The 13,405-nt window shown below is 66.5% G+C and carries 12 protein-coding genes and 1 riboswitch; of the genes, 5 read left to right on the top strand and 7 right to left on the bottom strand.

The window, feature by feature from the left end; genetic code table 11:
* Positions 1-16 precede the first annotated feature (16 nt).
* From O0K41_RS01070 to pncA, 3 genes are all read left to right on the top strand, one after another.
* Complete coding sequence (locus tag O0K41_RS01070) at positions 17-1,426, top strand: nicotinate phosphoribosyltransferase (RefSeq protein ID WP_049449373.1); 1,410 nt, start codon at positions 17-19, stop codon at positions 1,424-1,426.
* Positions 1,427-1,510: 84 nt separating this feature from the next.
* Positions 1,511-1,740: riboswitch (cobalamin riboswitch) on the top strand.
* Positions 1,741-1,915: 175 nt separating this feature from the next.
* On the top strand, positions 1,916-2,587 hold the full coding sequence (locus O0K41_RS01065) for an epoxyqueuosine reductase QueH (RefSeq protein WP_099604900.1): 672 nt from the start codon (positions 1,916-1,918) through the stop codon (positions 2,585-2,587).
* A 55-nt stretch (positions 2,588-2,642) separates the two neighbouring features.
* Positions 2,643-3,269: a bifunctional nicotinamidase/pyrazinamidase gene (gene pncA, locus O0K41_RS01060; RefSeq protein ID WP_108269914.1), complete on the top strand. Its 627-nt coding sequence runs from the start codon at positions 2,643-2,645 to the stop codon at positions 3,267-3,269.
* A 207-nt stretch (positions 3,270-3,476) separates the two neighbouring features.
* On the opposite strand, the gene purU is transcribed toward pncA, so the two are convergent.
* Positions 3,477-4,328, bottom strand: coding sequence for a formyltetrahydrofolate deformylase (gene purU / locus O0K41_RS01055; protein WP_005411937.1), 852 nt, complete (start codon positions 4,326-4,328; stop codon positions 3,477-3,479).
* A 114-nt stretch (positions 4,329-4,442) separates the two neighbouring features.
* Between purU and O0K41_RS01050 the strand changes: the two genes are divergently transcribed.
* Positions 4,443-5,354, top strand: coding sequence for a LysR family transcriptional regulator (locus tag O0K41_RS01050; protein ID WP_308304419.1), 912 nt, complete (start codon positions 4,443-4,445; stop codon positions 5,352-5,354).
* A 3-nt stretch (positions 5,355-5,357) separates the two neighbouring features.
* Here O0K41_RS01050 and O0K41_RS01045 read toward each other — a convergent pair whose 3' ends face one another.
* From O0K41_RS01045 to O0K41_RS01035, 3 genes are all read right to left on the bottom strand, one after another.
* Positions 5,358-6,458, bottom strand: coding sequence for an NADH:flavin oxidoreductase/NADH oxidase (locus tag O0K41_RS01045; protein WP_080353069.1), 1,101 nt, complete (start codon positions 6,456-6,458; stop codon positions 5,358-5,360).
* Between the two features lie 121 nt (positions 6,459-6,579).
* The gene (locus O0K41_RS01040; protein ID WP_049449367.1) at positions 6,580-7,395 is read right to left on the bottom strand and encodes an NAD-dependent protein deacetylase; all 816 of its coding nucleotides are present in this window, start codon (positions 7,393-7,395) and stop codon (positions 6,580-6,582) included.
* A 55-nt stretch (positions 7,396-7,450) separates the two neighbouring features.
* On the bottom strand, positions 7,451-7,852 hold the full coding sequence (locus O0K41_RS01035; protein WP_005407672.1) for an acyl-CoA thioesterase: 402 nt from the start codon (positions 7,850-7,852) through the stop codon (positions 7,451-7,453).
* Between the two features lie 152 nt (positions 7,853-8,004).
* On the opposite strand from O0K41_RS01035, the gene O0K41_RS01030 reads away from it, so the two are divergent.
* The gene (locus O0K41_RS01030) at positions 8,005-8,640 is read left to right on the top strand and encodes a LysE family translocator (RefSeq protein ID WP_005407671.1); all 636 of its coding nucleotides are present in this window, start codon (positions 8,005-8,007) and stop codon (positions 8,638-8,640) included.
* A 39-nt stretch (positions 8,641-8,679) separates the two neighbouring features.
* Here the strand turns inward: O0K41_RS01030 and O0K41_RS01025 are convergent, their stop codons facing one another.
* The 3 genes from O0K41_RS01025 to O0K41_RS01015 all read right to left on the bottom strand — a co-directional run bounded on the left by O0K41_RS01025 (position 8,680) and on the right by O0K41_RS01015 (position 12,869).
* Complete coding sequence (locus tag O0K41_RS01025; RefSeq protein WP_005411932.1) at positions 8,680-8,937, bottom strand: hypothetical protein; 258 nt, start codon at positions 8,935-8,937, stop codon at positions 8,680-8,682.
* A 365-nt stretch (positions 8,938-9,302) separates the two neighbouring features.
* Positions 9,303-10,322, bottom strand: a complete 1,020-nt coding sequence (locus tag O0K41_RS01020) for a ribonucleotide-diphosphate reductase subunit beta (protein ID WP_049449365.1) — start codon at positions 10,320-10,322, stop codon at positions 9,303-9,305.
* A gap of 144 nt (positions 10,323-10,466) precedes the next feature.
* Positions 10,467-12,869 carry a ribonucleoside-diphosphate reductase subunit alpha gene (locus tag O0K41_RS01015; protein WP_005407668.1) on the bottom strand — a complete coding sequence of 801 codons (2,403 nt, stop codon included), beginning with the start codon at positions 12,867-12,869 and terminating at the stop codon, positions 10,467-10,469.
* Positions 12,870-13,405: the final 536 nt, after the last annotated feature.

Genomic DNA, 13,405 nt, shown 5'->3' with positions numbered 1-13,405 from the left:
CGAAGGAGCTTCCGTCATGCACTACCTCGATAATCTTCTCCTCAACACCGACAGCTACAAGGCCAGCCATTGGCTGCAGTACCCGCCGGGTACCGATGCCACGTTCTTCTACGTCGAATCACGTGGCGGCCTGCACGATCGCACGGTGTTCTTCGGCCTGCAGGCGATCCTCAAGGACGCGTTGGCACGACCGGTCACCCACGCCGACATCGACGACGCTGCTGCGGTATTCGCCGCGCACGGCGAACCGTTCAACGAGGCCGGCTGGCGCGATATCGTCGACCGGCTTGGCGGCCACCTGCCGGTGCGCATCCGCGCCGTTCCCGAGGGCAGCGTGGTGCCCACCCACCAGGCACTGATGACCATCGAGTCGACCGATCCGGCTGCGTTCTGGGTGCCGTCGTACCTGGAAACGCTGCTGCTGCGCGTGTGGTATCCGGTCACCGTGGCCACCATCAGCTGGCACGCACGGCAGACCATCGCCGCGTTCCTGCAGCAGACCAGCGACGACCCGCAGGGGCAGCTGCCGTTCAAGCTGCACGACTTCGGCGCGCGCGGTGTATCGAGCCTGGAATCGGCCGCGTTGGGCGGTGCCGCGCACCTGGTCAACTTCCTCGGCACCGATACCGTGTCGGCGCTGTGCCTGGCACGCGCGCACTACCACGCGCCGATGGCCGGCTATTCGATTCCGGCCGCCGAGCACAGCACCATCACCAGTTGGGGCCGCGAACGCGAGGTGGACGCCTATCGCAACATGCTGCGCCAGTTCGGCAAGCCCGGTTCGATCGTGGCGGTGGTGTCGGACAGCTATGACATCTACCGCGCGATCAGCGAACACTGGGGCACCACCCTGCGCGATGACGTGATCGCGTCGGGCGCCACCCTGGTCATCCGTCCCGACTCGGGTGACCCGGTGGAGGTGGTGGCCGAAAGCCTGCGCCGGCTGGATGAAGCCTTCGGCCACGCGATCAACGGCAAGGGCTATCGCGTGCTCAACCACGTGCGGGTGATCCAGGGCGATGGCATCAATCCGGACACCATCCGCGCGATCCTGCAGCGCATCACCGACAACGGCTACGCCGCCGACAACGTGGCCTTCGGCATGGGCGGTGCGCTGCTGCAGCGGCTGGACCGCGATACGCAGAAGTTCGCGCTGAAGTGCTCGGCCGCACGGGTCGAGGGCGAGTGGATCGACGTCTACAAGGATCCGGTCACCGACGCCGGCAAGGCCAGCAAGCGTGGCCGCATGCGCCTGCTGCGCCGCCTGGACGATGGCAGCCTGCATACGGCGCCACTGCCGGCCAATGGCGACGACACCCTGCCGGACGGCTTCGAGGACGCAATGGTGACCGTGTGGGAGAACGGCCGCCTGCTGCACGACCAGCGGCTGGACGACATCCGCACGCGGGCGGCCGTGGGGCATTGAAGGTGCATCCCGACCGGGGTCGGATCCCGTTGCAGCGCATCGGGCTCTGCCCCCTGCGCTCTTGACCGGCGCCACCAACAGGTCCACCTTGCACACGCCGAAGGTATCCCTCCCATCGCTGCGGCGCGGGGAGGGATTTAAACGGGAATCCGGTGAAGGCGCCTCGCGCGTCCATTCCGGAGCTGCCCCGCAGCGGTGAATGGAAACGAATCCTGCCAACAGCACTGGGCTCGCGCCTGGGAAGCGGCGGGTAGTAGGTGGGCTGCGGCCCGTGTCCATCAGCCCGAATACCGGCCCCGGCCGGGGGACACGACCGTCCCCTGACTCGACCTGGAATCTCCGCGGGGAGGTTGCCGGGGCCGTCGTCGTCCTGCGCGTGCAGGCGGTGTGGCCGCGCGCGTCCTGTTCACGGTATCCGGCCAGACCCGTTCACCCACGCGCTGATGCATGGGCCACCGCCGTTGCCGGCGGTCCATGCGGTACCTGACGATGACCGAGCTCCAACGCCCCACCCTGACCCTGCCCGCCGACGGCAAGCGCCTGCTGCTGCATTCGTGCTGCGCGCCCTGTTCCGGCGAAGTGATGGAGGCGATCACCGCCTCCGGGATCGACTACGCGATCTTCTTCTACAACCCCAACATCCACCCGGTGAAGGAGTACGAGCTGCGCAAGCAGGAGAACATCCGCTTCGCCGAGCAGCACGGCATTCCCTTCATCGACTGCGACTACGACACCGACAACTGGTTCAGCCGTGCACGCGGCATGGAAAACGAGCCCGAGCGCGGCATCCGCTGCACGATGTGCTTCGACATGCGCTTCGAGCGCACTGCGCTGTACGCGCACGAGCACGGTTACGACACCATCAGTTCTTCGCTGGGCATCTCGCGCTGGAAGAACATGGCGCAGATCAACGACTGCGGCATCCGCGCCGCCTCGCGCTATGAAGGCCTGCAGTACTGGGACTACAACTGGCGCAAGGGCGGCGGTGCCAGCCGCATGATCGAGATCAGCAAGCGCGAGCAGTTCTACCAGCAGGAATACTGCGGCTGCGTGTACTCGCTGCGCGATGCCAACCACCATCGCCGCGAGAATGGCCGCGAGCGGATCAAGATCGGCCTGTTGTACTACGGGCAGGACGCTGGGACGCCGCAGGACGATTGACGTGCAGGCATGGGGCGGCCACGCTGGTCGCCCCTTCTGTTGTACCGGAACTGCCATGACCGCCCTGCCCGCCGATGTCGCCCTGCTGGTGATCGACCTGCAGCCGGACTTCATGCCCGGTGGCGCCCTGGCCTGCGACCAGGGCGATGCGCTGGTGGCACCCATTGCCGATCTGCTGGCGCAGCGCCGCTACCGCACCGTGGTGGCAACACAGGACTGGCACCCGGCCGACCATGCCTCGTTCGCCAGCCAGCACCCCGGCCAGCGTCCGTTCGAGACCATCCTGCTGCATGCGCAGCCGCAGACCCTGTGGCCCGACCACTGCGTGCAGGGCAGCGCCGGTGCCGCCCTGCATCCGGGCGTGGACTGGACCGTGGCCGACCTGATCCTGCGCAAGGGCATGCGCCAACAGGTGGATTCGTACAGCGCCTTCCGCGAGAACCACGGCCCCGATGGCGAGCGCCCGGCCACCGGCCTGGCCGGCTGGCTGCATGAACGCCGCATCCGCGAAGTGCACGTATGCGGCCTGGCCCGTGACTACTGCGTGCTGTGGAGCGCGCAGGACGCGGTGAAGTCCGGCTTCCGGGTGAAGTTCCTGTGGGAGCTGACCCGGCCGGTGACCGAAGCCAATGACGCGATGGTGCGCGAGGCGCTGGGCAAGGCGGGGATCGCGATCGTCTGAGGCGTGACCGCCGGGCATGGCCCGGCGCTACCGCGCACGTCGCTTATGCCGCTTGCGCGCTCCTGCCCACAACAACACAATCGATTCATCCAGCCCCCTAACTACGCCCCCCTACAGATCGCGGGACGGCCGAACCGGGGGCTTTTCATTGGATGAAATCAGGATTCGGTAGTGCCGCGCCATGCCCGGCGGACGCGGGATGGGCGATTACCGGAATACCACCGTGCGATGCCCATTGAGCAGGATGCGGTGCTCCACATGGCGGCGAACCGCGCGTGCCAGCACCAGCGATTCGGTATCACTTCCCAGCCGCACCAGTTCACGCGGTGCCATCGCATGGTCCACGCGGGCCACGTCCTGTTCGATGATCGGGCCTTCGTCCAGGTCCTCGGTGACATAGTGCGCGGTGGCGCCGATGATCTTGACCCCACGCGCGTGTGCCTGGTGGTACGGCTGCGCGCCCTTGAAGCTGGGCAGGAAGCTGTGGTGGATGTTGATCGCACGGCCGGCCAGCGCGCGGCACAGCGTGGGTGACAGGATCTGCATGTAGCGCGCCAGCACCACCAGGTCGATGCGCTCGCGCTCGACCAGGTCGATGATCTGCTGCTCCTGCACCGCGCGTGTATCGGCGGTCACCGGCAGGTGGTGGAACGGCACCTGGTAGGACGCCGCCAGCGGCGCGAAGTCGGCGTGGTTGGACGCCACTGCTGCGATGTCCACCTTCAGCTGGCCGCTGTGGGCGCGGAACAGCAGGTCGTTGAGGCAATGCCCCTGTTTGCTGACCAGCACCAGCAGCCGCGCGCGGCGTCGGCCATCGTGCAGCTGCCAGTCCATGCCGAAGCCCTCGGCAAGCGTGGCCATGGCCGCGTGCACGGTTTCCAGCGGCAGGCCGGCATCGCGGTCGAAGTGCACGCGCAGGAAGAAGCGGCCACTCTCCTCATCGCCGAACTGCTGGGCGTCGAGGATGTTGCAGCCGTGGTCGAACAGCAGGCCGGACACGCGGTAGACGATGCCGGTGCGGTCGGGGCAGGACAGGGTAAGAATGGAATCGGGGCGCATCGCTACAGTGTAGGGCAGCGCCCTGCCCAGCGGCCGGATGATCACGGGTGCAACCGGCCTGCTTGGTTCAGTACCAAGCGATACTTGGACCTTCCCGTGGCAAGCTGGTCGGTCATGAACCTGTTGCAACTGATCCGCAGCTTCACCCGCACCGCAGAGACCGGCAGCATTGCCGCCGCGGCCCGCATCCTTGGCATCAGCGCCACCGCGGTCGGCCAGAACATCAACCGGCTGGAGGCCCATCTGGGCGTACGGTTGCTGAACCGGAGTACGCGGCAGCTGGCGCTCAGCGAGGCCGGCGCGCTGTACCTGGAGCAGGTGCGCCACATCGAAGCCGACCTGGCGCGCGCGCAGGCGATGGTCACCGCCGGTGACATCGAACCGGCCGGGCCGCTGCGCATCGCCAGCAGCAGCGCCTTCGGTCGCCACGTGCTTGCCCCCTTGTTGCCTTCACTGCAGCAGCTCTACCCACAACTGCAGCTGGAGCTGCGCCTGACCGACCGCGCCGTGCAGCATGGGCCGGAAGCGGTGGATGCCAGCATCCGCATCGGGGCGCAGCTGGAGGATGGGGTGGTCGCGCGGCAGCTGGCGCGTGTTCCGTTCGTGTTCTGTGCCTCGCCGGCCTACCTGAAGGCGCACGGCACCCCGCAACAGCCTTCCGATCTGGGCGGTCATCGCGGGTTGCTGCACCGCTTCCCCACCGATGGCCGGCCATTGCGCTGGGGCCTGCTGAAGGACGGCCAGCGCGTGGACGCCGCGCTGCCACCGAGCATGGTCTGCGATGACATCGATGCGCTGGCGACGCTGGCGGCGGCCGGTGCCGGCATCACCCGGCTGGCCGCATTCGTGGCCGAGCCGTACCTGCGCGAGGGCCGCCTGCAGGCGGTGTTCGACGCCGACACCGCGTGGCGCCCGGAACCGATGGAGGTCTACTTCTGCGTCAGCGACCGCCGCGATTTCACCGCCAAGATCCGCGCGCTGTTCGAACACCTTCAGGCCGGCATCGCGCCGGCCTGGCGGGTGTGAGCCTCAGCGCGTCTTGAACACGCCGCGCGCATCGCGCGGCTCGCAGCGCAGGTACTGTGGCGCCGGTTCCACGCTGTCGCGCAATGCGGCAGCGGCATGCCACGGCCAGCGCGGGTCGTAGAGGATGCCGCGCGCCAGGGCCACGGCATCGGCGTGGCGATGGCGCAGGATCGATTCGGCCTGCTCGGGCTCGGTGATCATGCCCACGGCGATGACCGGCATGCGCACCTTGGCCTTGATCGCTGCCGCGAACGGCACCTGGTAGCCCGGACCGACGGTGATCTTCTGGCGTTCGTCCAGGCCACCGCTGGAGACATGCAGGAAATTGCAGCCGCGCGCGTCCAGCACCTGGGCCAGCGCTTCGCTCTGCACCAGATCCCAGCCGCCATCGACCCAGTCGCTGGCGGAGATGCGCACGCCCACGGCGATCTTGTCCGATACCGCCGCACGCACGGCGTCGAACACTTCCACCAGCAGGCGCAGGCGGTTCGGCAATGAGCCACCGTAGCCATCAGTGCGACGGTTGCTCAGCGGCGACAGGAACTGGTGCAGCAGGTAGCCGTGGGCGGCATGCAGCTCGATCAGCTCGAAGCCGAGGCGCTCGGCACGCACCGCACTGGCGGCGAAGGCGGCGATGACCTCGGCGATGCCGGCCTCGTCCAGTTCCTGCGGTGCCGGATCGGCGGCGTGGAACGGCAGCGGCGACGGCGCCACGGTGGCCCAGCCACGCGCATCGTCGGCCGGCAGCTGGCCACCGCCGTCCCAAGGGCGGTTCACCGAGGCCTTGCGACCGGCATGGCCGAGCTGGATGCCCAGCGGCATCGGCGACCAGCGGCGAACGCTGGCCAGTACCTGTGCCAACGCGGCCTCGGTGCCGTCATCCCAAAGGCCCAGGTCGGCCCAGCTGATGCGGCCACGCGGCTCGACCGCGGTGGCTTCCAGGATCAGCAGGCCGGCGCCGGATTGCGCGAGGTTGCCCAGGTGCATGGCATGCCAGTCGCTGGCGCGGCCGTCTTCGGCGGAGTACTGGCACATCGGCGCGACGACGATGCGGTTGGACAGGGTCAGGGGGCCGAACGAGATCGGCGAAAACAGCTGGCTCAAGACAGTGATGGACGACGTAGGGGATGCGTATTGCACCGCCGCACGGCTCCGGGATCAACCATCTGGATGGATCGCTGTTTCGCGGCGGCGGGTGGCCTGTAGAGTCGACTGACAGTCGACTCTACCCAGCCGATGGTTCGATAACCGACGCCAGCGCCTCAGCACAATCGCGTTCATCCTTGAACTGCAGCAGGTCGTCTGCACGGGTGCGGCCACGGTTCAACGCCGCCACCGGCAGTCCTGCTTTGGCCGCCGCCTGCACGAAGCGGAAGCCGGAATAGACCATCAGCGACGAGCCCACCACCAGCACGGCGTCGGCCTGCTGCAGGTGCTCGTGCACCGCCTCCACCCGCTCGCGGGGCACGTTTTCGCCGAAAAACACCACGTCCGGCTTCAACACCCCGCCGCAGTGCGGGCACCCGGGTACCACGAAGCTGGAGAAATCGGTCTCCAGGTCGGCGTCGCCATCAGGCGCGACGCCGGCCTCCAGCGCATCCCAGCCGGGGTTGGCGTCCAGCAGGCGCTGCTGGAAGTCCTCGCGGCCACTGCGGCGCTCGCAGCCCATGCAGCGCACCAGGTCCAGGCGGCCATGCAGGTCGATCACGTTACGGCTGCCGGCGCGCTGGTGCAGGCCGTCCACGTTCTGGGTCAGGAGCACCTGCAGCTTGCCACGGCTTTCCAGTGCGGCCAGGGCCTGGTGGGTACCATTGGGCCGGGCCAGGCCGAAGCGCGGCCAGCCCAGCAGGCTGCGCGCCCAGTAGCGCTGGCGGGTAGCCGTCTCGCCCATGAAGGCCTGGTAGGTCACCGGTGGCGTGCGTTTCCACTGGCCGTCGCTATCGCGGTAATCGGGAATGCCCGAGGCGGTGCTGCAGCCGGCGCCGGTCAGCACGAACAGGCGCTGGGCGCGGTCGATGAAGTCGGTCAGTGGCAGGCTCATGGCTGCCAGATGGGGGCGCTGCGGCGCCCCTGCAAGCGCCGGTCGGTTGGCCGGGTCAGGCCGCCGGCAGCGGCGGCACCGCGATCGGGTGGCCTTCCTCGTCCAGCGCGATCATCACGAAGTGGCCGCGGGTGCACAGCTTGCGCTCGCCGCTGTGCAGGTCTTCGGCGACCAGTTCCACCTCCACCTTCATCGAGCTGCGGCCGACTTCGACGATGCGGCCGATGGTTTCCACCATCTGGCCGATGCGGATCGGCAGTTTGAAGTCGACCTGGTCGCTGCGCGCGGTCACCACGGTACGGCGCGAGTAGCGGGCGGCGGCCAGGAACGCGGCCTTGTCCATCCACGCCAGTGCCTGGCCACCGAACAGGGTGCCGAGGTGGTTGGTGTGGTTGGGGAAGACGATTTCGGCCATGCGCACTTCGATGGGCGGCACGGTCTCGGGGATCGGGGTCATGGGGGAGCTTCGGTGTGGGGTGCTGCGGATTCTAAGCGACCGGCGTGACGGCCATCGGAATGCACGTGCAACGGTCACCCGGCAGCGGTGCCTGCGCAGGCCGCGCCTGCAGCAGGCGTTACACTGCTTCACGCCCACTGCCAGGACCTCCCATGCCCGCCACTTCCGACCTGCTGGCCTTTGCGCTGGTTTCGCTGGCCATGGTGCTCACGCCCGGGCCGAACATGATCTACGTCATCTCGCGCTCAATCTGCCAGGGGCCGATGGCGGGACTGATCTCGCTGGGCGGGGTGGCGCTGGGCTTCGTGTTCTACATGCTGTGCGCGGCACTGGGCATCACCGCCCTGCTGATGACCGTGCCGTTCGCCTACGACGCGCTGCGCATCGGTGGCGCGCTGTACCTGCTGTACCTGGCCTGGCAGGCGCTCAAGCCCGGTGGCCGTTCGCCGTTCGCGGTGCGCGAACTGCCGCAGGACAGCCCGCGCAAGCTGTTCACGATGGGATTCCTGACCAATCTGCTGAACCCGAAAGTGGCGGTGATGTACCTGTCGCTGCTGCCGCAGTTCCTGCACCCGGACAGCGAAGGCAGCGTGCTGATGCAGTCGATCGTGCTGGGCTCCACCCAGATCCTGGTCAGCGTCAGCGTGAACGGCATGATCGCGCTGACCGCCGGCAGCATCGCCGGCTTCCTGGCCGCACGCCCCACCTGGCAGATGGTGCAGCGCTGGCTGATGGGCACGGTGTTGGCCGGACTGGCGGTGCGCATGGCGGTGGAAGGGCGGCGCTGATCGCGGCGTGCCCTCCAGGCGATACGCCCGGCCCCGTAATCAGAACAGTTCAGCGTGGTAGAAGCTCGGTTGTGCCGACCAGGCCTTGATATCGCCACATTGCGGCACGCTGGTGTAGTACAGGCGGATGGGTATGGCGGAGACCTTCGCACTCATCAGCATGGCGTAGGTTGCCTTGCAGACCTCGGGCGGCATGCTGAAGTCGCCTTTGCTGACGATGTTGCAGACCGCGTGGATGGGCGAGACGGTGGTCGCCACGAACACCTTGCCGCTGGCATCGATGGAAACGTTGGTCACCTTGGAATCGCAGTTCGTGCCATGGGCGAGGGGCGGACAGGCGACCAGGACGGCGAACAATCCTCCCGTCCACCCACGAAACACGGTCCTGCGGGTTGCTGTTCCAGGCACTGCAGTCTCCATTGCGACCTCCAGGGTCCATTCAGTTGCGCCACCATGGCAGGACCACGCGCACGGGAACCCGGCGCTGGGATTGTCCACGCGTCATTCCTGCAGTGGCATCCCCTCTTCCTCCCCAGGCCCGGCATGGATGCGAAGCACCGCCACCACTGGCGTCCAGCGAGAATAGCTCATCCTTCTGATGCGCAACGAAAAACCCCGGCATTGGCCGGGGTTCTTCGTTGCGACAGGCCGGGCCGGTTCGATCAGAAGTTCATGTCGAAGGCGACTTCGCCCTGCACGCCGACCTGGTAGGCCGAGACGCGGCGTTCGAAGAAGTTGGTCAGCTCCTGCACGTCCTGCAGTTCCATGAACGGCAGCGGGTTGCGCACGTTGTACTTCTTTTCCATGCCCAGCTTGGCGAAGTGCTGGTCGGCACAGTGCTGCAGGTACTGGCGCATGTCGCGGGTGGAGATGCCGGCCACGCCGCCGGACAGCACGTCCTCGGCGAACTGCACTTCGCATTCGATGGCTTCGGCCAGCATGTCGTAGACCTGCTGCTTCATCTCTTCGTCGAACAGGTCCGGTTCTTCCTCACGCACCACGCGCACCGACTCGAACGCGAACTCCATATGTGCGCTCTCGTCGCGGAACACCCAGTTGGTGCCCGAGGCCAGGCCCGGCAGCAGGCCGCGCGAACGGAAGTAGTACACGTAGGCGAAGGCCGCGAAGAAGAACAGGCCTTCGATGCAGGCGGCGAAGCAGATCTGGTTGAGCAGGAACTGGCGGCGCTGTTCGCGGGTCTCGATGCGGGTCAGGTTCTGGATCGAGTCGATCCACTTGAAGCAGAAATCGGCCTTCTTCTTGATCGAGTCGATGTTCTCCACCGCCGAGAACGCCTTGGCGCGCTCTTCCGGATCCGGCAGGTAGTTGTCGAGCAGGGTCAGGTAGAACTGCACGTGCAGCGCTTCTTCATACAGCTGGCGCGACAGGTACATGCGCGCTTCCGGCGCATTGAGATGCTGGTACAGGTTCAGCACCAGGTTGTTGGAGACGATCGAGTCGCCGGTGGCGAAGAACGCGACCAGGCGGTGGATCAGGTGGCGCTCGCCCGGCGACATCTTGCTGTGCAGGTCGGTGATGTCGATCTGGAAGTTGATCTCTTCCACCGTCCAGGTGTTCTTGATCGCGTTCCGGTACATGTCATAGAACTGCGGGTAGCGCATCGGGCGCAGGGTCAGTTCAAAACCGGGATCGAGCAGCATCTGCTTGGGCTTGTCGGCCATGGGTGTTTCCTTGAATTCCTGGGTGAGCCGCCGGGCGTGGCCCGGCGCTACCGTGGGTGTTTTTCCGCAGCCGAGCATCGCTCGGCTCTACAGGTGCGAGGTGTTCGAGTGCCGACCAACGGTCGGCACCCACCGCGCGGTGTGTTACTGGCAGGCCTCGCAGGCTTCCGGGTTTTCCAGCGAGCAGGCGATGGCTTCGTCCGGGCTGAATACCTTGGCCGGGGCCGCAGCGCTCACCGTGGTCTTGGCGATCTTGGTGGCCGGGCGCGAACGCAGGTAGTAGGTGGTCTTGATGCCCTGCTTCCAGGCGTACATGTACATGGAGGACATCGCGCCGATGTTCGGGCTTTCCATGAACAGGTTGAGCGAGGCCGACTGGTCGATGAAGGCGCCACGCTCGGCGGCCATGTCGATCAGCGAACGCATCGGCAGTTCCCACGCGGTGCGGTAGACCTCGCGCAGCGTTTCCGGAATCTGCGCCACGCCGGCGATGGAACCTTCGGCCAGCTTGATGGCATCGCGCATTTCCGGCGTCCACAGGCCCAGCTTCTTCAGCTCGTTCACCAGGTAACGGTTGACCTGCAGGAAGTCACCGGACAGGGTTTCGCGCTTGAACAGGTTGGACACCTGCGGCTCGACGCACTCGTAGCAGCCGGCGATCGAGGCGATGGTCGCGGTCGGTGCGATCGCGATCATCAGCGAATTGCGCAGGCCGTGTTCCTTGATGCGGGCGCGCAGGGCGTCCCAGCGTGCGGTGTCTTCCGGCACCACGTTCCAGGCGTCGAACTGCAGTTCGCCACTGGCGGCGCGGGTGTCGTTGAACGACGGGTGCTTGCCACGTTCCTGGGCCAGCTCGCAGGAGGTTTCCAGCGCGTGGAAGTAGATCGCTTCGGCAATCTTCTTCGACAGGGCGCGGGCTTCGGCGCTGTCGAACGGCAGGCGCTTGCGGAAGAACACGTCCTGCAGGCCCATGCAGCCCAGGCCGACCGGACGCCAGCGCAGGTTGGCGCGGCGGGCGGTTTCGATCGGGTAGAAGTTCAGGTCGATGACGCGGTCGAGCTGGCGCACGGCCAGGCGCACGGTCTCGGCCAGCTTCTCGAAATCGAACTCGTTGTGCTCGTCGAAGTGGTTGCCCAGGTTGATCGAACCCAGGTTGCACACCGCGGTTTCATCGTTGGAGGTGACTTCCAGGATTTCCGTGCACAGGTTGGACAGGTGGATCACGTTGCCCGGACGCAGGGTCTGGTTGCTGGCGCGGTTGCACTTGTCCTTGAAGGTCATCCAGCCGTTGCCGGTCTCGGCCAGCGTACGCATCATGCGGGCGTACAGCTTGCGGGCGGAGATGGTGCGGTTGGCCTTGCCCTGGGCTTCGGCCTGCAGGTAGGCGGCCTCGAAGGCTTCGCCGAACAGGTCGGTGAACTCCGGCACGACGCGCGGATCGAACAGCGACCATTCCTGGTCGGCTTCGACGCGCTTCATGAACAGGTCCGGCACCCAGTTGGCCAGGTTCAGGTTGTGCGCGCGGCGGGCTTCGTCACCGGTGTTGTCACGCAGCTCGAGGAAGTCCTCGATGTCGGCGTGCCAGGTTTCCAGGTACACGCAGGCCGCGCCCTTGCGCTTGCCACCCTGGTTCACTGCGGCCACGGACGAATCCATGGTCTTCAGCCACGGCACGATGCCGTTGGAGTGGCCGTTGGTCGACTTGATGAGCGAACCACGCGAACGCACGCGGGTGTAGCTGACGCCGATGCCGCCGGAGAACTTCGACAGCTGGGCGATGTCGCCGTACTTGGAGTAGATCGACTCCAGCGAGTCCTGCGGCGAGTCCAGCAGGAAGCACGAGGACAGCTGCTCGTGGGTGGTGCCGGAATTGAACAGGGTCGGGCTGGACGGCAGGTAGTCCAGGTTGCCCATGCGCTTGTACAGCGCCAGGGTCTCGGACACGTCCTCGCTCAGCGCGCTGGCGATGCGCAGGAAGAACTGTTGCGGGGTCTCGATCACCTTGCGGGTGTGCGGGTGGCGCAGCAGGTAACGGTCGTACAGGGTACGCAGGCCGAAGTAATCGAAGTTCAGGTCCAGCGAGATGTCGATGGCGTCGTTGAGCTTGCGCGCGTTGGTCTGCACGAAGTTCAGCAGGCGGTCGTTGATCAGGCCGACTTCATGGCCACGGCTGACCGACTGCGAGAAGGCGTAGATTTCCTGGCCCGAGACTTCCTTGGCGATGTAGTTGGCCAGCAGGCGCGCAGCCAGGCGGCCGTACTCGGGCTCTTCACCGATCAGCAGGGCGGCGGTGCGGATGGACAGTTCGTCCAGCTCGCGGGTGGTGGCGCCGTTGTACAGGCCGGAAATGGTGCGGGTGGCCACGCGCATCGGATCGACGGCGTGCAGGCCTTCGGAGGAACGCTGCACCGCGCGCACGATCTTGTTCAGGTCCACCAGTTCGGTCGTGCCATTGCGCTTGGTCACACTCATCGCGTTGGCCGTCGGCGGCGACGTCAACAGGAATTCGCTTTCCTTCTCGATGGTGGCGCTGGATTCGGTGGTCACGGCGTGTGTCCTCTTGGCGTGATTGGTGGGTGCTCGATGCATCGGGTGACGCAGCCCGGGACATGACAGCCCAGGATGGCAGGACGGCGTCGCAGCGGATGAGACCCTGCGCCTGCCACTGCCGTTGACGATCGCGGATGGGTACCCGGGCATCCCTGGAATTGGGGTTGCTGCGACCGACGGCCACAAGATAGTGGGGGTGATGGGGCCCGTCAACGCCAAATGTAGTGAAATTCGGCAATCCCTTGCGCCGCAAGGATCGTGCCGCCGGCGTCCGGATCAGACGCTTCAGACCTGCCGGAACGGGCTGCGCAGTCAAGCCCGAAAGGCGTCATTGCGGTGGTACAACGCACCGCGAAAACGGAACAATGACAGCTTCACATGACAGTGATGAAACTGGCTAGGGACAACCCTGTGGATAGGTGGTGGGCAGCCGGTGGGAATCCGGTGGATGCCGGGACCGCCCGCCGGGCAGCGACCCGAGGCTGCATGTGTCGGCCAGGCCGGAGCGGCGGCCGCAGGGAAACGCCGTTGCG

Origin of the sequence: Stenotrophomonas sp. Sm2128, assembly GCF_030985535.1 — a bacterium.
GTDB lineage: Bacteria > Pseudomonadota > Gammaproteobacteria > Xanthomonadales > Xanthomonadaceae > Stenotrophomonas > Stenotrophomonas maltophilia.
Note: the sequence above shows the minus strand (reverse complement) of the source record. Positions and strands in the feature narration are given on the sequence as shown.